Below are 17,063 nucleotides of genomic sequence, written 5' to 3' on the forward strand. Positions count from 1 at the left end.
CCTTCCTCGCGATGCACATTCCGAAGAGGCAATCATGTTCTTCTACAACTACAACACCAGGACGGCTGCAACCGGGAAAATTGATGCTTCCGGCGCCTTCATCCACTTGCAGACATTCCCTGTCAATCAATTTGGGAAGTGGTCGCAAATCGCATCCCTGGGCTGCGGTGTGCTCTTCTTCTACAACGACGAGGGGGCAAGCGTACTGTCAGCATCGGGCAGGGTGGATGGTGCCGGCGGCTACACCCATCTCAAGGACTATCCAGCCAATCAATTCGGGAAGTCCTTCAGCATCGTGCCACTTGGCGGGGGTCGCGTATTCTTCTACAACACCACAGGTGCCGCCAAAGTCGGCAAATTTGACACGAGCGGCAACTACACCAACCTGAAGGACTACCCGGCCGGGACGTTCGGGCAATGGACGAGCATCGTTCCTTTCGAGACGGGTGACATATTCTTCTATAATGGCGACTTTTCCGATGAGACCGGGACGCAGGCCGCGATCGGAAAGTTCGACTCCTCCGGCGCCTTTTCCCAGACCGCGAGCTTCCCGGTCGGTCAATTCGGAAAGTGGTCGACGATCAGTGCCCTCTCGGGCCGTTGGGCCCTCTTCCAGTACACCGACGGGGTGTCCTTCCCGCAAGCAACTGGACAATTCACTTCCGCAGGCACGTTCAACCATAAAAAGAACGTCGCGCTAGGGCGATTCTGGGGCGCCACCCCTATCGACGACGGCAGCCAGCTCTTTCTCTACAGCAGCGCCGGCAGTGATGGCGGGGCCTTCGTGAAAGCTGCGTCCGGACGAATGGATGCCGCCGGCGACATCAAGCTTCGGGATCTTGGCCCCTCATTCGATCGATGGAGCAACATCGTCGCTTGATGGGGCCAGGTCGTCGCCAGGCGCCGAACCAGCGGCCGGCAGAGAGGAGATTGAGCTGCGTGCCGACGTGCCGTCGTGGCCGAAGGTGGCTTCGTGCCCGCCGCTGCCCGCGGCGGTACCGACACTGTGGGCCTGGGATTCGGAGAGGGACTGGTCCTCGGGTGGCGGCAGCAGGCCTGTCTCGCCCCATCGACCATCACCGTTTTGAGGTGGCCTGTTGGATCGGTAATCGGTGCGGTTGAGGGTCTGCCCGTTGCGTGGGCTGCTGTGGCGAGCGGCTCGGTGGCCCCGCCGCGAAGGCGCTGCCGGGTCGGCGTCCTCCGTCCCCTCGGCCCGGCAGGCCCTCGGGACGGGGACGTCTAGTACGGACCTCCGCGGAAGAGCAGGCTGCCGTGGTGGCGCGGGCGGTCCCCGCGGTCGTGCGCCGCGTCCGAGCGGTCGGTCGGCCTGTGCAGTTCGGCGAGGGCGCGCAGTCGGGCGAGGCCGGCCAGCACCTCGTCGCGGTGCGACGCGGACTTCATCCATGCCGGCAACCGGGCGAACATGGCCATGGTCGGCGAGGAGTGGTGCTCGCGGAGCCGGGCGCCCACGTACGCGGCAAGGGCGTCGACGTGTTCCACGTCGTAGGCCCACAGGATCCGCCCCGCGCAGCGCGCCTGGAGCCAGAGCGGCCGGCGGAAGAACGGGTCCTCGGTGCCGCCGACCACGGCGCCGACCAGTCCGGCACCCTTCTGTCCGGGCGCCCACTCGGCGACCGCTCCACAGCCGGCGCAGCTGAGGCGGCGGGGCTGGAAGAACAGGGCGCTGAAGTACTTCGGGGGTGCGAGACCGGGCCGCGGCACGACGGACGCGCGACCGCCGCACCCGGGACACACCACGAGTACCCGCCCGGTGAATTGGACCAGCCATACGCCCTCGTCGTGGTGACGGAGCGGTTCGGCGGGTACGGACTCGGAACTCATACCGCCCACTCTGCCAGGGTGACCACCGCGCCGACGCAGCGTTGCGCCGCCCATCTCCTCGCAGGGGCGGGAGAACGCGTCGACGATGCTCCCAGACCTCGGCGCCCCGGATCCCACCGGCCCCGGACAGGGCAGGGGAGAACAAGGGAGACAGCGACAACGAACAGCGATCGGGGCAACTGTCGGCAGGACAGGCGCAGTCGGCGACGCCCGATGTCCAGGGGGGTGTTCATCCCGCTCCTCGTCCTCGCCGGGGCCGGCGTGGCGATCGGCTCAGGAATCGAGGACGGCGGCGACGGCTTCGATCTCCACGAGCTGGCCGTCGTAGCCGAGCACGGTGACACCCATCAATGTGCTGGGCACGTCGTGGTCACCGAACGCGTCGCGGACGACCTCCCACGCCGTCACCAGGTCCTCCCGCCGGTGAGAGGCGACGAGAACACGGGTGCTGATGACATCGTGCAGTGACGCGCCCGCGTCCGTCAGAGCGGTCCGCATGTTCTGCACCGCCTTGGCCGCCTGTCCCGCGACGTTCCCGATCGCCGCAGTGGAGCCGTCCTCGTTCAGAGGACATGCTCCGGCCAGGAAGATCAGCCGCGACTCGGCCGGGGCCGTGGCCGCGTAGGCGTACTCCGCGACATCGGACAGGGAGGCAGAGCGAATCAATGTGACAGCACGCGGCACGGGCGTCCTTCCGCAGCAGTTCCGGGGGCACTCAGGACCTTCTCAGAGGTCGGCTCCGCGTTCGACACATTTTCCTGGCCCGTCGACTCCCGTGATGGGCCACTGCCGTCGGCCGCCCGATCGTCGTACCCCTCGTACCCCTCGTACCCCTCGTATCCCGCGTACCGCCCGAGACGCCTGCCCGCCTCCCGCCCTGAACGGGTTCCACACCGGGAGGCATTGGTTCCCCGTGGTCGTCAAGTCACGTGTCGTCCTGCCACGGGATTCCGGGTCATGACGCGCATCGGGCGCCGGGCCCCAATGGTCGTACGGCCCCTGCAGCGAAAGGACGTGCCCGTCATGGTGACCGCTACCGCACATCCCCTGAGCGTCGAAGCGACGCCGGATCCCCGGCTCACCCGATGGATGTGGCTGGTGAAATGGATCCTCGCCATCCCGCACTACATCGTGCTGTTCCCCCTGCACATCGCCTTCGTGTTGCTGAGCGTCATCGCGTTCTTCAGCATCCTCATCACCGGCAGTTACCCACGGCGACTCTTCGATTTCAATGTCGGCGTCATCCGCTGGAGCACGCGCGTCACCTACTACTGCTCGGCGGTGATGGCCACCGACGAGTACCCGCCGTTCACGCTCCGAGAGACACCCGGCTACCCGATCCGCGTCGACATGGTCTATCCGCAGCAGCTGTCCCGCGGGCTGGTCCTGGTCAAATGGCTGCTGGTCGTCCCGCAGCTCCTCGTGATCACACTGCTGCTCACCAGCGGCCGGCGGGCGTACCAGTACCTCGACGACTACAGTCCCCTCTCCTCCGGTCTCGTCGGCCTGCTCTCCCTGGTCGCGATGGTGATCCTGACCTGTACCGGGAGCTATCCGAGGGGTTTGTTCGACCTCCTCGTGGGGCTGATGCGCTGGATGCTGCGGGTCCTCGTCTACGCGTCCCTCATGACCGACGAGTACCCCCCGTTCCGGCTCGACCTGGGAGGCGGCGAGCCCCTGGCAGGAGCGGTGGAACCGGTAGTCGGCGGCGACACCCAGGGGGCTCCGGACCCGTTGCCGTGATCATCGCGGTGCCCGCGTGTCGGGGCGCGGCGCCCCGCGAGGATGCTCGTTGCGACGGGCGGGGCGAGCGCCGTCGCCTCCCCGGACCCGTGCCATGTCCTGCGGCGAGGAGAGGGTCACCGCGAGTCGGCCGGGGCCGCCTTCGCCACCGACAACGGCTCGGCGATGTCCTCCAGCGAGCGGCGTTCGGCCTTGACCGCCAGGAACACCGCCACGATGCCGGCGGCGCACATCAGCGCGGCGCCGATCCGGAAGGCGAGCGCCGTGTCGCCGACCACGCCCGAGGCGGTGAGGTCGGCGAAGATCAGCGGGCCGCTGATGCCGCCGGCCGCGGTGCCGAGGGCGTAGAAGAAGGCGATGGCCATCGCGCGGGTCTCCATGGGAAAGACCTCCGAGACGGTCAGGTACGCGCTGGAGGCTCCTGCCGACGCGAAGAACAACACCACGCACCAGCAGGCCGTCATGGTCGTCGCCGTCAGTGAACCCCGGTCGAACAGCCATGCCGTGCCGAACAGGAGCACGCCCGAGAGCAGGTAGGTGGAGGAGATCATGATCCGGCGCCCGAGCGTGTCGAACAGCTTGCCGAGCAGCAGGGGTCCGAGGAAGTTGCCCGCGGCGATGACGGCGAAGTAGTAGCCGGTGTTGCCCGTCGGTACGTCGAAGAACGTCGTGAGGATGGTGCCGAAGCCGAAGGTGATGGCGTTGTAGAGGAACGCCTGGCCGATGAAGAGGGAGAGGCCGAGGAAGGCGCGGCGCGGGTAGCGGCCGAAGACCGTCCTGGCGATCAGGCCGAAGCCGATGCTCCTGCGCTGGTGGACGGTGATCTCACCGGCCGGCGGCGGGAGGCGTTGGCCCTTCTCCCGCTCGATCTGCTGCTCCACCGATGTCACCAGTTCCTCGGCGTCCTTGGACCTGCCGTGGATGAACTGCCAGCGCGGACTTTCCGGGACGTGCCGGCGGACCAGCAGGACGACCAGGCCGAGGACGACACCGAGCGCGAAACTGAGCCGCCAGCCGAGGTTCTCGGGGAAGATGTCGGTGTCCAGCATCACGACGGACAGCAGGGCGCCGCCGATCGCGCCCAGCCAGTAGCTGCCGTTGATGATGAGGTCGACGCGGCCCCGGTAGAGGGAGGGGATCAGCTCGTCGATCGCCGAGTTGATGGCCGCGTACTCGCCGCCGATGCCGAAGCCGGTGAGGAAGCGGAAGAGGAAGAACCACCAGGATTCGAAGGACAGCGCGGTCATCGCGGTGGCGCCCAGGTAGACGACCAGGGTGACCATGAAGAGCCTCTTGCGGCCGTAGCGGTCGGTCAGCCAGCCGAAGAAGAGCGCCCCGGAGCAGGCACCTGCCACGTAGAGAGCGGCGGCGACGCCGGTGACCTGGGCGGCGGTGATGTCGAGGCCGCTGCCTTCCTCGGCGAGGCGGCCGGCGACGTTGCCGACGATGGTGACTTCGAGGCCGTCGAGGATCCAGACGGTGCCGAGGCCGATCACGATCATCCAGTGCCAGCGGGACCACGGCAGTCGGTCCAGGCGGGCCGGCACGGCCGTGGTGACGGTGCCCGTGGTGGCCGGCACGGGCACCGGCGACGAGTCGGATGCCATGGTTCCCTGTTCCTCCTTCTCGAACGCCCCCTTCTGCCCTGCCGGGTTCCCTCGAACCGGCCGGACATGCGGCCGCGGCCGCGTAGGGCTGCCCGCCCGGCCGCGCCACCCCGCGGCACGATGCCGGCGCCTCCCCCGCGTCCTGCCCGGCGGCGCACACCTCCCAGCTTGCGCGCGGACCCCGGACACACCCGCCGCGACACACCTGGCACCGCCCGCGCGGACCGCCGCGGCCGGGCCGCCGTGCCGTTCGCGCGGCTGTGACGGCCGCTCACCAGCCCTGCGGCCGAGCGTCGTTGTCAGTGGTGACGGCTACGTTCGTCGTGTTGCAAGGGGCGGTTTCCCGACAGGAGCGGACGATGACCGAGAGCAGTGTTCAGCCCCCGCTGAGGGTGGTGCTGACCGATGTGAACGAGCACGTGGTGCAGGCGTGGCGGGCGGCGTTCGCGGACACCCCCGGCATCGAGATCCGCAGCGGCTCGATCCTCGACGAGGACGTCGACGCCTGGGTCACCCCCACGAACTCCCGGGGACGGATGGACGGCGGCGTCGACGCCGCCGTCAAGCGCCACCTCGGATCCGGTATCCAGGTACGGGTACAGCGCGCGATCCGGGACCGGTTCGCCGGAGTCCTCCCGGTGGGCAGCGCGGTCTGCGTCCCGTCGGGCGCGGCCGTCCCCCGGTACCTGATCTCGACGCCGACCATGGTGCAGTCCTCGCAGAACGTCAGCGCCACCGTGAACGTGGCACTGGCCTGCGCCGCCGCGTTCCAGGCCGTTCACCGGCAGAACCGGCGGGCGCCCGGCAGCATCCGCTCCGTGGCCCTGGTCGGGATGGGTGCGCAGACCGGTCGGGTGCCGGCCCGGGTGTGCGCCAACCTCATGTGGACCGGCTACACCCTCTTCCACGACCACTGGTTCCAGGACGACGACGAGTTGCGCGCCACGATCGTCACGCAGCTGAACGGCATCGAGAACGCCCCCGTCGAGGAGCGGGTACGCATCGTGCCGCCGAAGCCTGTCGAGCCGGTCCCCGCCGGCCATCTCCCTTCCTCGACCACGACGAACGAGAGCTCCTCTCCCATGACCGACGCGCACGACCCGCTGGCTCTGACCGAACTCTTCGACGGCGGCGGCGAACCCTGGCTTCCGCTGCTGAAGCCGGTCATCGAGGCGCTGCCGGACGCCCCGCGGTTCATCGGAAAGGGTCGCAGCCCCGAGGTCGTCCCGGTGCGTGAGCTGACCTTTCAGGCGCTCAAGCCCAACCCGCCGCACAAGTGGAAGGTCGTCGCCTTCGGCCAGAACCCCTACCCGCGGCCGGAGAGCGCGACCGGCATAGCCATGTTCGACAACACCTTCGGGGACTGGGAGGACAGCCAGTTCGGCCGGGTCGTCAGTATCCGCTGCCTCATCAAGGCGGCGGCGATGTGGAAGTACGGCATCGCCAAGAAGACGCCGATCGCCGAGGTGCGGGCGTTGCTGAAGGAGCGGGAGACCGTCCGGCCGCCGCAGTGGTTCCAGGCGATGCTCACGCAGGGCGTGCTGCTGCTGAACGCCTCCCTCACCGCCAGCGGTGACGGGGCGATGGGTGCCGACCGGCACACGGCGTTCTGGCGGCCCGTCGCCGAACGCATCGTCGAGGAGATCCTCAAGGCCAAGCAGGACGCGGACGAGGAGGACCGCGGGATCGTCTTCGCCTGGTGGGGGGCGCACGCCCGCAATCTCAAGCGGGTCGTCCTGCGACTGCAGGAGAAGTATCCGGACGTCGAGGTCCGGCACATCGACCACGCGAACCCGGCGGCGCAGGGCGACATCTTCTGCGAGGGCGACCACTTCGCCCTGGTGAACGAGGCCCTCGCGTCGCTGGGCGCCGACCCGATCGACTGGCTGCCGAGCAAGGGGTGGGATCAGGGGGCGGCCGGCGCGGACGGAGGGGTCGCGGCACGCATGGGCGCCTTCATCGAGTCGACGATGAACCTGCACCAGCTGTACCTGGATCGGCTCACCGGCGTCAAGGACGAGGGCCTGGTCCTTCCCGCGATCACCGGCGTGTTCGACACCCCGCTGATGGATTTCCAGGAAGCCGTCGCACCCGTCGCCCGGACGCTGGCCGGGCTCACCGGACACATCGACCGCTCACGCGACTTCGGCAAGCGGCGGGCGGACGAGACGTCCGCCGGCCTGTCCGCCGACGCGATCGCCGCGCTCCACCTCTACACCTGCGAGTCCGCCTTCTACCGCGAGATCAACGCCGTCCTGCGCTCCCCGGACCGCACCGAGGTCACGCCCTACCTCCCGTACCTGCGACTGCTGTTCTCGGCGGTCTCGGGGCTGCCCGCGCACACGAAGCCGCTGTGGCGCGGTGTGTCCTTGGACCTGCGGGCGCAGTACCCGGTGGGCCGGACGGTCACCTGGTGGGGCGTCTCCTCGTGCACCTCACAGCTGCACGTCGCCCGGTCGTTCCTGGGCAGCCGCGGCAGGCGCACGCTCTTCGAGGTGACCCCCGCGAAGGCGGTCGGGATCAAGAGGTTCTCCGCGTTCACGGGCGAGGAGGAGTACATCCTCACCCCGGGCACGCAGCTGAAGGTGACGGACGTCAAGAGCGAGCGCAGCGGTCTGTGCACGGTCCGTCTGACCGAGGTCGACGACGCCTCCATGGTGTCCTGACACCCCGCCCGGCACGAGCCCGTGCCGTTCCTAGGTGAGCGGCTGCGCGGTCTTGTAGTCCACCAGGAGCTCGAGCAGGCCTCGGGCTCGCAGGGACCGTCGCCACCGGGGTTCGGTCTCCGCCGGAGCCAGGCTGCCGAACCGGTCGAGGAGTGCGGCCAGCGCGATCTCCACCTCGGCACGGGCCAGTGGTGCGCCCAGGCAGTAGTGGATGCCGTGTCCCAGTGCCAGGTGCCCGGACGTGTCCCGATCGAAGTCGAGCCGGTCGGGGTGCAGGAAGCGGGCGGGATCGCGGTTGGCCGCGGCGAGCGAGAGCAGGACGGTCTCCCCTGCCGGGATCGTCACGTCTGCGATGGTCATGTCCTCGGTGGCGAAGCGGCGGATCGCCAGGAGCGCCGGTCCTTCGTGGCGTGCCAGTTCCTCGACGGCCTCGGGAAGTTTCGAAGGGTCCAGGCGCAGGCGTGCCAGGTGATCGGGACGGGTCAGGAGCGCGTGGACGGCGTTGCCGATGAGCTGGACCGCGTTCTCGTAGCCGGCCGCGAGGATGAGGAAGGCGAGCGAGGTCAGTTCGTCTTCGCCGAGCCGGTCACGGTCGCCGTCGCCGTCGCGGACCGCGATCAGGTCGGAGAGCAGGTCGTCGGCAGGGTGGCGGCGTTTGTGTGCGATGAGTTCGGTGAAGAAGGCGAGCATGGCGCCGATCGCCTGCCCGGCGGCCTGGGGGCGGCCGGGGTCGGGTGCGATCAGCGTGTCGGTCCAGACGCGGAAGTCCCTGCGGTGGTCGTCCGGGATCCCGAGGAGGTCGCAGATGACGGCGATGGGCAAGGGAGCCGCGTAGGAGGCGATGAGGTCGGTTCGGCCTTCGGTGCCGAGTGCGTCCAGGAGTTCGTCCGCGGTCCGGCGGATCCCGGGGCGCATCGCTTCCACCCGGCGGGGCGTGAAGGCGCGGCCGACGAGCCTGCGAATGCGGGTGTGGTCGGGGGGATCCATGTTCAGAAGGTTCGTGTCCAGGGCCGGCGGCAGGGACAGGCCGCGATGCGCGCCCTGTGCGGCGTTGACCTTGTCGAGGGAGAGCCGTGGATCTGCGAGGGCCGAGCGTACGTCGTCGTACCGGGTGACCAGCCATGCCGGTTCGCCGGTGGCGCCTGCGACGCGCTGCACCGGAGCGGTGTCCCGCAGGCGCAGGTACGTCTCGTGCGGGTGATGTATGAGGTCGCCCTGAAGATCCATGAGGTCACCCTAGTTGTCGTGCCGGCCCGGCAACGCGCCCGAGGTGGGGGGCTGTTCGGTGGACGACGTTGCCGTTTCGCCGTGCCGAGTGGCGACGCCGGACCCCGGGGCGCTGACGGAATCTCCCCTGCGGGGCGGGCAGTCGGTCGGGAACGGGCCTCACGGGGCGGGGGGTTCGCCGGGGTGGTGGCTCGAGCGGCTCCGCGCGGTGTGCGAAAGGGGTGTCGCCCCGGGATGGAAGCAGGCGGTGATCGTCTTGCCGCCGTGGAAGGAATGGGCGTCCCAGTCATCGGCGAGGGCGTCGATGATGGCGAGTCCCCGTCCGGAGGTCGCCTCACGTGAGAGGTCGCGCGGGGCCGGCAGGTACGGATCGCCGTCGGCGACGCTGACGTGCAGGCATCGGCCGTCCCAGGTGAGCACCAGCCCGGCGTCGCTGTGGGCGTGGACGTGTGCGTTGGTGACGAGTTCCGAAACCGCCAGCAGGACGGAGTGCGCCGTGTCGGGGGCGTCCGTCGTCCACTGCAGGGAGTCCAGGCGTTCCGCCGTCCACCGACGGGCCTCGCGCACCCCTCGGTGCACGGGAAAGGAAGTGGCCCAGCCCTTGGCACGCATGGACACCGCGTTCGCCTCGCTTACGCTCTCGTGTGACGCCGGACAGGACGGGCCGGAACGCTCGTCAGAACCGACTCGCCCGGTGCCGGGCACGGTGCCCGCGCCTGCTGTGGACGAGCAGCAGAGCCAACGCCATCGGTGCGATCAGCAGGACCATCGTCGTCATGGGGGCGCTCCTTCCCTCGTGTGTCCGTTCCTCCTGCTGCGCGTGTGGCCGCTATGAGGCCCCCGAAACCCCCGATTCGTGCCGCCCGGCTCCGTCCGCCTCGACATTCCGTGAGCGGTGAGCCGCCTCGTACGGGAGCGTGAACGGCCTCCGCCTCCGCCGCCGCCTCCGTCCCACCCTGCTCCGGTCGGTGTCTGTGGCTTCGAAGCTTCATGAGCGGAGCCGGCCGGTCGCGGGCGCGCAGGGGCTGTTCCGTCGGTGGCCGGGCCACGTGCGCCTCGGCGTCTCGGCGTCTCGGTCTCGGCGTTTCACGTGGGCTACCGTCACGGGGCCGGGGTGCGGCGCTCCTACCGTCAGCCCTGCCGTGTTCCGCGCGAGCACCGCTCGACCACGCTGCCCGCCCGTACGGCAGGGGTAGGAGCCCCCGTACATGACCACCCAGGGGAAGTAGTGCCTTCAGCGGCCACGTACGCACGAGAAGACCGGCCGGAACGAATACGGGAGGTCGACGCGCTGCGCGGCTTCGCGCTCATGGGCATTCTCCTGGTCAACGCCCTGACGATGTCCGGTCCGTACGGCCTCGGATCCATCCCCGATCCGGGGGCCTCCGCACTTGACCGGACCGTCGAGGGTGTCGTCCAGACCTTCGCGGTCGGCAAGTTCTACCTGATGTTCTCGTTCCTCTTCGGCTACAGCTTCACCCTCCAGCTGGCTTCCGCCGAACGCGTCGGCGCGAACGCCGTTCCCCGGCTGCTACGTCGCTCGCTCGGCCTGCTCGTCCTGGGGGTCGCGCACGCCGTACTCCTGTACACCGGCGACATCCTCACGACGTACGCGGTGCTCGGCCTGGTCCTCGTCGCGGCACGCAACTGCACGCCCGGCGCGGCGCTCCGCGCCGCCCGAATCCTGTACGGCTGCTTCGGCGTCTTCCTTCTCCTTCTCGGCCTGGGGACCGTGCTCGTGCCGGATGCCGAAGCGGACGCCCGACTCGCCGAGGGCGTGACCGAACTCATCGCCGACTACCGCGGTGACGCATCGTCCGTCGTGGGGGCCAACGTCGGCCAGTTGCCCGACCAGCTCCTGGCGACGGTGTTGATGAGCGGATTCGTGATGACGGCCTTCCTGGTCGGGCTGCACTGCGGCAAGCGGCGCCTGCTCGCCGACACGGGGAAGCACCGCGCACAGATGCGCCGCGGTCTCCTCCTCGGTGCGGCCGTCGGCCTGCCCGGCAGTCTCTTCATGGCCATGGCCGTCTGCGGCCCGCTCGGTCCGCGATGGTCCACCTTCGGCGCGATGGTGGGCACGGTCACGGCCCCCGCGCTCACCGCCGCATACATCTGCGGGATGCTCCTGCTCATGGAGACCGCCCGCGGCGCGCGGATCGTGGCGGTCTTCGCCCCGGCCGGTCGGATGGCGCTGACGAACTACCTGAGCCAGTCCCTGGTCATGGCCCTCGTCTTCACCGGCTACGGGCTGGCCCTCTACGACCGACTCGGCCCGGCCGTCGTCGTCTTCGGCGCACTCGTGCTCTATGCCGGTCAACTCGCCCTCAGCAGATGGCTGACGGCGCGCTACCGGTACGCCCCGGTCGAATGGCTGCTCCGCGCGGTCACCCTCGCGCGGCTCCCCCACGAACGCCGTGAGCAGCCGGTGAGGCACCCGGTCTGAGCGGGCGACGGCCAGGAGAACCCACTCCAGGGGCCCGTACGCCGCCGGCCACCGGCCGTGCACTGCGGAGCAGATGGCGAGCAGGAGCAGGAGCGTCCCGGCTTGTGGTCCCCGTTCGCGCCACGCGGTAGGGCTGGAGAGGGGTTCGGCGCGCCCCGCCGACGGAGGAGGTCGGAAGGACATGCGTGACCAGGGCGGGCTCCGTGTGTCACCGGGATTCCGGTGAGGTAGCCTCCGCCTGATCATCCACACCGGGCCCGGGGGCGGACCATGCCGATGCGCTTTGCACTACGGGCTTGCGGCGTGCCGGTCCTCGTAGCCGTCGCCACACTGGCCGTCGCCGGCTGCGGGGCGGGTCCCGGAACGCCCGCATTTGCGCCCGCGTCCCCCGAGCCCGTCTCCGCCTCCCCTTCCGTCGTGGCCTCCGCGAGCCGCTCGCTGACCTCCGAACAGCTGGTGGCGGCCGCGCTCCCGCAGGAGGGCCCGGACGAGGACCGGCATCCCGTCGCCGTCCGCACGTCTCGGGGCGGCGACCAGGAGTACCAGGTCTCCGATCCTGCCTGCGGACAGCTGCTGGCGGCCGCCCACGCCCGGCGGCCCTCCCAGCCGTCTCCGGCCGTGGTGGACCAGAGGTTCGACTGGAAGGACGACAACGGCGGTGCGTCCACCCTCGCCTCGTACGGGAACTCCGGCGCGGTGGCGGTGTTCGCGGAGGTGCGCGAGGGGCTGAGCACCTGCCGGTACTACGAGAGCCCGGCCCCCACCACGACCTACAAGGGAACGGTCACGGTCGGCCCCGCCCCGAGGCTCGGGGACGAAGCGGTCCAGTTCGAGATCACCGCCCCGACCGAGGGGGGCACGCACGTCACCCGGTACACGGTGGTCCGCACCGGAAGCGTCATCGCCACGTTCACCAAACTGTCGGTCGGCGGCCGCGACATACCCGCCTTCCCGCCCGCCATGATCGCCCAGCAGATCTCTCTCCTCCAGCAAGCACAAAGCTGAGGCCACGGCCCCTGAGCCGCCGCTTCCGGATCTTTCCGGGCCCACGTCGCCCGCACCCACCACCCGCACCCACCACCCTCGCCCTCGCCCTCGCCCCTTGACTCGAGCGTCTTGCCCGGTCCCCGTTGTCGCTGGTCACAGGCTTCGCCGAACAATTGTCGTGGGCGCTCTACCAGCTGGACCGCAAGGAATACGGATACGACCTGTCCGATGACGCCTTCCTCTACACCCGCGCGGCCGTCGTCGCCGCCGGCCGCGTGGTCTTCGAGAGCGTCCTTCAGGACCCGGCGGTCTTCGAGCCGTACGCCACCGACCTGATCTGGGCCGAGAGCCTGCTCTACACACCGGACCGTGCGTACGAGCGCATCACCGGAGAGGCATGGGACCGCGACACCCGCTACTCCTACGAGTCGTGCTCGAACACGGAGGGCTGGGCGGATTGAACACCGGGGCCCACACCTGGCGTTGAACTCCGGTGTTGTTGCCGATCGCTCCCACGGAGTGTGTGTCGGCACCGAGAACCGGCGGCCGACCGCTGCCGCGGCGCAGTATTCGGTTGTTCGTGACGGGGCGGACCTGCGACGGTCACCGGCATGAACGTGGTTCTGGGAGACAGGTCCAGGTTCGCCGCGGAGGTCGGCGGGACGGGCCCACTGCGCCGGGTCGACCTCTGGGCGGCCGGCAAATGGCTGACCTGCGACGACAACATGGCGTACGTCCCCCAGTTCCGCCGCGACGTGCTGGACGCCGTCGCCCGGCTGCGCTCGGACGCGGACTCCTCGCTTCCGTACGCCGTCGGCTTGTCCGCCGAGGCCACACACCGACGTCTCGCGCGGTACGCGGGGCACGAGGGGGACGACGACGAGTCCGAGGCCTACGACCGGGTGCACGGCCAATTCCGGGGCCTGCTCTGGGGGCCCACCACCGACAACGTGACGGCCTACCTGTTCCGCGAGGAGGACCGCCTGGTGATCACGCTGGAGTTCTGGCGTGAGGAACACCTGTCCGGCCACCCCGAAGACGCCGGTGCGGTCTTCGTGGTGGAGATGCCGGTCGAGGAGTTCGTCGGGATCCTCGAGGGCATCGTCGCCGCGCTCGACGCCGGTTGAAACGAGAGCGGTTCGTGTCATCGGGCCCGTCCCGGGCGGGCGGTGTCGAGCTGCGGCGCGCCGCCCGCACGCACGCCTGCCTACCGGTGGACGAGGAGGAGGCGCTCCGGCGTCACCGGGGCTGCCGTTCCGTGCAAGCAGTCCCGGCAAGAGCTGCCCGGCCTGTTCCTGACCGGGCCCGATGCCTCGCCGTCGGGTGCCCCGTGCCGAACACCACCGCGCGCGCATCCACTGGGCCCGATGCAGGCGCTCGACGCGCTGGCTCGCCCCGACGCGAGCGCGTGCCCCGTGTGCGAGGCCACCCAGGCGCTGTTGCGGACCCTCGCCATGGGCAGGACGGACGGCGTGCCGGGCGCTGCGGTTGTCGGGCGGGTTCAGATCCGCCCGGTCGTGGTGGCGACGTAGAGACCGATGACCGCGACCACCGCGGCGACGACCGCCCAGGACGCCAGGCTGGTGTGTCTGCCCCGGGTGGCGGCCCGCCCGCGCGGCGTGCGTCGCCCGCCCGCGCTCCTGCCTCGGTGCGGCGGGGCGGTCGGGGTGGCGGCGGTCTCGGACAGCAGGCGGCGGCAGACCGTGGCCAGTGCGGCGGTCCCGTCGGACAGGTCCACGACCGCCTCCGAGCGGGCGGGGGCCGTGGTACCGCCGTCCAGGATCCGGCCGGCCCGCACGAGCACCTCGTCCCGCCCGCCGCCGACGGCCAGGCTGATCCAGCGCTGGACGTGCTCCCCCCGGATCACGACCCCGCCGGCACGGTCCCGGTAGACGGTGTGCTCCCGCCACAGGAGACCCGCCAACTCCGACGCGGTGTCCTTCAGTTGCCCGCTCATCCCCTACGCCCCCACAGCTTTCCTTGTTCGAACAAACAGCGGATCTTAACCGCCGCCACCGACAGCGGCGCCGGCGGTCCGGCACATCGAGCCGACCGACCACTCGGTTTCCCGGCAGCGGGGCCTCCCCCACTGCCGCCGCCCCCGACTCGCCGACACCCTCGCGTCCGGGCCGGTGTCCGTGCGCCGTCGGAGGTCCTGAACAACCGGGTCCGGCCGGGACCGTCGTCGCGGACACGGCCGCCGGGGGCGGTACGGGGCCTCGGCGCCCGGGGGGCGGGGCTGGGGAGCGGCTTCGTGACCCGTCGGCCGGCGTCGCCGTATCGGTCGGACGGTTGCTGTGGCACGGTGGCGAGGGGCGCGGCCGCGGATGGAGGCGTGGGATGAGACGTGGGCGGTTGTGGGGTGTGGGGGCCGGGTTGCTGCTCGTCGGGGCGGTGGGCGGGTTCCTGTCCGGGGTGCTGTGGGATCGGGCTCCCGAGGTGACGGTCGGCCCGCAGGCGGCGTCCGGGGTGGCCGTGCCGCAGTCCCGGGAGGCGCTGGTGGTGGCGTGGACGGCCGAGTTGGAGAGGGCGGGCAAGGAACTGCCGGACGGCTGGGAGGGGCTGACGACGGCTGAGATCCGGGGCCGGTACCTGCATCAGAGGGTGGTAGACGCCCCGAAGGCCGAGGACATCGACCCGAACACGGTCCGCCGGCCCGGTTAGGGGAAGGCGGGTGGGGCCCGCAGCCGGTCGTCCGGCTGCGGGCCCCTCCGTCGTTCGGGTGTGGCTGGTTGTCGGCGTCGACGGCTACGCCGACGCCGACGCCGACGGTGTCGATCACCGCGACGGTCTGGTCCGGGTGGATCCGGGGCCGCCGGTCGCTCCCGCGCCCATGTCGCGGTCCGTCTCCGGGTTCAGCTTTCCGCGACGGTGATCGCCGAGACCGGGCAGGCCCGGGCGGCCTCCCGTACGAGTGGGCTGCCGTGGCCGTCCTCGCGGCCCGGGAATACCTCGCTGAGCCCGTCGTCGTCCTGGGTGAACACCTGGGGCGCGGTCAGCGCGCACTGGCCGGCGCCGATGCAGACGTCCTGGTCGACCGAGATCCGCATGCCGCTCACCAGGCCACGGGGAGTTCGAGCATGCCCTGGATGGTGTCGCCGGGCTTGAAGGGGATCTCGTCCGGGTCGGCCGCCAGGCGTAGGCCGGGCAGTCGTCGGAAGAGGGTGCCCAGGGCGATCTCCATCTCGGCGCGGGCCAGGTTCTGGCCCAGGCACTGGTGGATGCCGAAGCCGAAGGCCAGGTGGTGGCGGGTGGGCCGGTTCCAGTCGAGCGAGTCCGGCTCCTCGAAGACCGTCTCGTCGCGGTTGATGACGGAGGTGGAGAAGACCACTCCCTCGTCCGGACGGATCGTCACGCCGCCGACCTCGATCTCCTCGGTGGCCACGCGCAGCATGCCGTCGGCGATCGAGAGGAACCTCATCAGCTCCTCCACCGCCTCCGACATCAGCGAGGGTTCCTCGCGCAGTTCGGAGAGTTGCTCAGGGTGGCGCAGCAGGGTGAAGGTGCCGAGGGAGATCATGTTCGCCGTGGTCTCGTGGCCCGCGATCAGCAGGATCACGGCCAGGTCGACCAGTTCCTCCACGGTGGTCTCGCCGGTCTCCAGCCGGGTGGCGATCAGTTCGTCCAGCAGCCCGTCGCCGGGATCGGTGCGCTTCTTCCGGATCAGGGTCTCCAGGTAGGTGTCCAGCCGGCGGCGGGCGTCCTCGACGTCGGCGGGCTCGGGGCCGCGCAGCAGCCGCCGCGACTGCCCCTCGAAGAACTCGTGGTCCGCGTACGGGACCCCCAGCAGGGAGCAGATCACCATGGACGGGACGGGCAGGGCGAAGGAGCCGACGAGTTCGGCCCGCGTGCCCTGTGCCACCATCGCGTCGATCAGCCGGTCCACGGTCTCCTGGATCTGTGGCCGCATGGCCGCCATCCGCCTGACCGAGAAGGTGGGGATGAGCATCCGGCGCTGTCGGTTGTGCTCGGGGTCGTCGACCCCGAGCAGCGCGGCGCGCCGGCTCTGGATGCCTTTGAAGCGGCGGGTGGGGGCGGGGGAGGCCGCGTTGGTGCGGTCGCTGGACAGCCGGGCGTCGGAGAGCAGGGCGCGCGCCTCGGCGTGGCCGGTGACCACCCATACGGAGCGGCCGTCGAAGAGGGTGACCCGGGAGAGGGGGCGGTTCTCGCGCAGTGGCTCGTAGGCGGCGGGCGGGTGGTAGGGGCAGGTGCGGTCCTGGGGGAAGGCGACGACATCCGGCAGGGCATGGGACATGGCCTCGGTCATGGAAAGCAACACCTCACAAGCGATGGTTCCGTTCACGCCGGACTCCATTACATGCCTGAGGCACCTATCTCATCCATGCCAGTTTCGGCCAGTCTGCCCGGGTTCACCCGAGCGCGCGTTCCCGGGCCCCGCAGGGAGGGCGGGCCCGCCGGCGGGTGTCCGGGAACGTCCGGAACCGGACGGAAGGGGTGGTGGACGCGCAGGGCCGCCGCCTCCGACCGTCGGGCCGGGGACGGGCCGTGCGGTCCTTCATCGCGGTCCGGGGTCCGGTCCGTGCG

At 70.3% G+C, this 17,063-nt stretch carries 15 protein-coding genes and 1 pseudogene; 8 read left to right on the forward strand and 8 right to left on the reverse strand.

The window, feature by feature from the left end:
* Positions 1–34 precede the first annotated feature (34 nt).
* Complete coding sequence (locus BCL76_RS35440) at positions 35–880, forward strand: hypothetical protein (protein ID WP_109783492.1); 846 nt, start codon at positions 35–37, stop codon at positions 878–880.
* 359 nt (positions 881–1,239) lie between these two features.
* Here BCL76_RS35440 and BCL76_RS35445 read toward each other — a convergent pair whose 3' ends face one another.
* Together BCL76_RS35445 and BCL76_RS35450 are read right to left on the reverse strand one after the other, a co-directional pair.
* Positions 1,240–1,842, reverse strand: a complete 603-nt coding sequence (locus tag BCL76_RS35445) for a hypothetical protein (protein ID WP_109783493.1) — start codon at positions 1,840–1,842, stop codon at positions 1,240–1,242.
* A gap of 273 nt (positions 1,843–2,115) precedes the next feature.
* Positions 2,116–2,526 carry a RidA family protein gene (locus BCL76_RS35450; protein WP_109783494.1) on the reverse strand — a complete coding sequence of 137 codons (411 nt, stop codon included), beginning with the start codon at positions 2,524–2,526 and terminating at the stop codon, positions 2,116–2,118.
* Positions 2,527–2,865: 339 nt separating this feature from the next.
* Between BCL76_RS35450 and BCL76_RS35455 the strand changes: the two genes are divergently transcribed.
* Complete coding sequence (locus BCL76_RS35455; RefSeq protein WP_109783548.1) at positions 2,866–3,585, forward strand: DUF4389 domain-containing protein; 720 nt, start codon at positions 2,866–2,868, stop codon at positions 3,583–3,585.
* Between the two features lie 116 nt (positions 3,586–3,701).
* Here BCL76_RS35455 and BCL76_RS35460 read toward each other — a convergent pair whose 3' ends face one another.
* Positions 3,702–5,192, reverse strand: a complete 1,491-nt coding sequence (locus BCL76_RS35460) for an MFS transporter (RefSeq protein WP_109783495.1) — start codon at positions 5,190–5,192, stop codon at positions 3,702–3,704.
* Positions 5,193–5,551: 359 nt separating this feature from the next.
* Between BCL76_RS35460 and BCL76_RS35470 the strand changes: the two genes are divergently transcribed.
* Complete coding sequence (locus BCL76_RS35470) at positions 5,552–7,858, forward strand: ADP-ribosyltransferase domain-containing protein (protein ID WP_258310105.1); 2,307 nt, start codon at positions 5,552–5,554, stop codon at positions 7,856–7,858.
* Between the two features lie 30 nt (positions 7,859–7,888).
* Here the strand turns inward: BCL76_RS35470 and BCL76_RS35475 are convergent, their stop codons facing one another.
* Positions 7,889–9,085: a cytochrome P450 family protein gene (locus BCL76_RS35475; protein WP_109783496.1), complete on the reverse strand. Its 1,197-nt coding sequence runs from the start codon at positions 9,083–9,085 to the stop codon at positions 7,889–7,891.
* 159 nt (positions 9,086–9,244) lie between these two features.
* Entirely contained in the window at positions 9,245–9,697 is a 453-nt protein-coding gene (locus BCL76_RS35480; protein ID WP_109783497.1) for an ATP-binding protein, read from the reverse strand.
* Positions 9,698–10,313: 616 nt separating this feature from the next.
* Between BCL76_RS35480 and BCL76_RS35485 the strand changes: the two genes are divergently transcribed.
* From BCL76_RS35485 to BCL76_RS35500, 4 genes and pseudogenes are all read left to right on the forward strand, one after another.
* Positions 10,314–11,531, forward strand: a complete 1,218-nt coding sequence (locus tag BCL76_RS35485) for a DUF418 domain-containing protein (RefSeq protein WP_258310106.1) — start codon at positions 10,314–10,316, stop codon at positions 11,529–11,531.
* Between the two features lie 417 nt (positions 11,532–11,948).
* On the forward strand, positions 11,949–12,536 hold the full coding sequence (locus BCL76_RS35490; protein ID WP_109783499.1) for a hypothetical protein: 588 nt from the start codon (positions 11,949–11,951) through the stop codon (positions 12,534–12,536).
* Positions 12,537–12,658: 122 nt separating this feature from the next.
* Positions 12,659–12,979 (forward strand): annotated as a pseudogene (locus tag BCL76_RS35495) (DUF4240 domain-containing protein); the annotation flags it as partial.
* A 150-nt stretch (positions 12,980–13,129) separates the two neighbouring features.
* A complete protein-coding gene (locus tag BCL76_RS35500; RefSeq protein WP_109783501.1) occupies positions 13,130–13,645 on the forward strand; it encodes a hypothetical protein in 516 nt (171 codons plus the stop codon).
* 374 nt (positions 13,646–14,019) lie between these two features.
* Here BCL76_RS35500 and BCL76_RS35505 read toward each other — a convergent pair whose 3' ends face one another.
* Positions 14,020–14,475: a hypothetical protein gene (locus BCL76_RS35505; RefSeq protein ID WP_109783502.1), complete on the reverse strand. Its 456-nt coding sequence runs from the start codon at positions 14,473–14,475 to the stop codon at positions 14,020–14,022.
* A 383-nt stretch (positions 14,476–14,858) separates the two neighbouring features.
* Between BCL76_RS35505 and BCL76_RS35510 the strand changes: the two genes are divergently transcribed.
* A complete protein-coding gene (locus BCL76_RS35510; RefSeq protein ID WP_146228497.1) occupies positions 14,859–15,182 on the forward strand; it encodes a hypothetical protein in 324 nt (107 codons plus the stop codon).
* Between the two features lie 191 nt (positions 15,183–15,373).
* Here the strand turns inward: BCL76_RS35510 and BCL76_RS35515 are convergent, their stop codons facing one another.
* Both BCL76_RS35515 and BCL76_RS35520 read right to left on the reverse strand, forming a co-directional pair.
* Positions 15,374–15,568: a ferredoxin gene (locus tag BCL76_RS35515; RefSeq protein ID WP_109783504.1), complete on the reverse strand. Its 195-nt coding sequence runs from the start codon at positions 15,566–15,568 to the stop codon at positions 15,374–15,376.
* A gap of 5 nt (positions 15,569–15,573) precedes the next feature.
* Entirely contained in the window at positions 15,574–16,785 is a 1,212-nt protein-coding gene (locus tag BCL76_RS35520) for a cytochrome P450 (protein ID WP_258310107.1), read from the reverse strand.
* Positions 16,786–17,063 lie beyond the last annotated feature (278 nt).

This window comes from Streptomyces sp. CG 926 (assembly GCF_003148825.1).
Classification (GTDB): domain Bacteria; phylum Actinomycetota; class Actinomycetes; order Streptomycetales; family Streptomycetaceae; genus Streptomyces.

Excerpts from the sequence above, each read along its gene's own strand:
- BCL76_RS35440 (WP_109783492.1), top strand. The coding sequence starts at position 35 with ATGTTCTTCTACAACTACAACACCAGGACGGCTGCAACCGGGAAAATT.
- BCL76_RS35445 (WP_109783493.1), bottom strand. The coding sequence starts at position 1,842 with ATGAGTTCCGAGTCCGTACCCGCCGAACCGCTCCGTCACCACGACGAG.
- BCL76_RS35455 (WP_109783548.1), top strand. The coding sequence starts at position 2,866 with ATGGTGACCGCTACCGCACATCCCCTGAGCGTCGAAGCGACGCCGGAT.
- BCL76_RS35460 (WP_109783495.1), bottom strand. The coding sequence starts at position 5,192 with ATGGCATCCGACTCGTCGCCGGTGCCCGTGCCGGCCACCACGGGCACC.
- BCL76_RS35470 (WP_258310105.1), top strand. The coding sequence starts at position 5,552 with ATGACCGAGAGCAGTGTTCAGCCCCCGCTGAGGGTGGTGCTGACCGAT.
- BCL76_RS35475 (WP_109783496.1), bottom strand. The coding sequence starts at position 9,085 with ATGGATCTTCAGGGCGACCTCATACATCACCCGCACGAGACGTACCTG.
- BCL76_RS35480 (WP_109783497.1), bottom strand. The coding sequence starts at position 9,697 with ATGCGTGCCAAGGGCTGGGCCACTTCCTTTCCCGTGCACCGAGGGGTG.
- BCL76_RS35500 (WP_109783501.1), top strand. The coding sequence starts at position 13,130 with ATGAACGTGGTTCTGGGAGACAGGTCCAGGTTCGCCGCGGAGGTCGGC.
- BCL76_RS35505 (WP_109783502.1), bottom strand. The coding sequence starts at position 14,475 with ATGAGCGGGCAACTGAAGGACACCGCGTCGGAGTTGGCGGGTCTCCTG.
- BCL76_RS35510 (WP_146228497.1), top strand. The coding sequence starts at position 14,859 with ATGAGACGTGGGCGGTTGTGGGGTGTGGGGGCCGGGTTGCTGCTCGTC.
- BCL76_RS35515 (WP_109783504.1), bottom strand. The coding sequence starts at position 15,568 with ATGCGGATCTCGGTCGACCAGGACGTCTGCATCGGCGCCGGCCAGTGC.
- BCL76_RS35520 (WP_258310107.1), bottom strand. The coding sequence starts at position 16,785 with ATGACCGAGGCCATGTCCCATGCCCTGCCGGATGTCGTCGCCTTCCCC.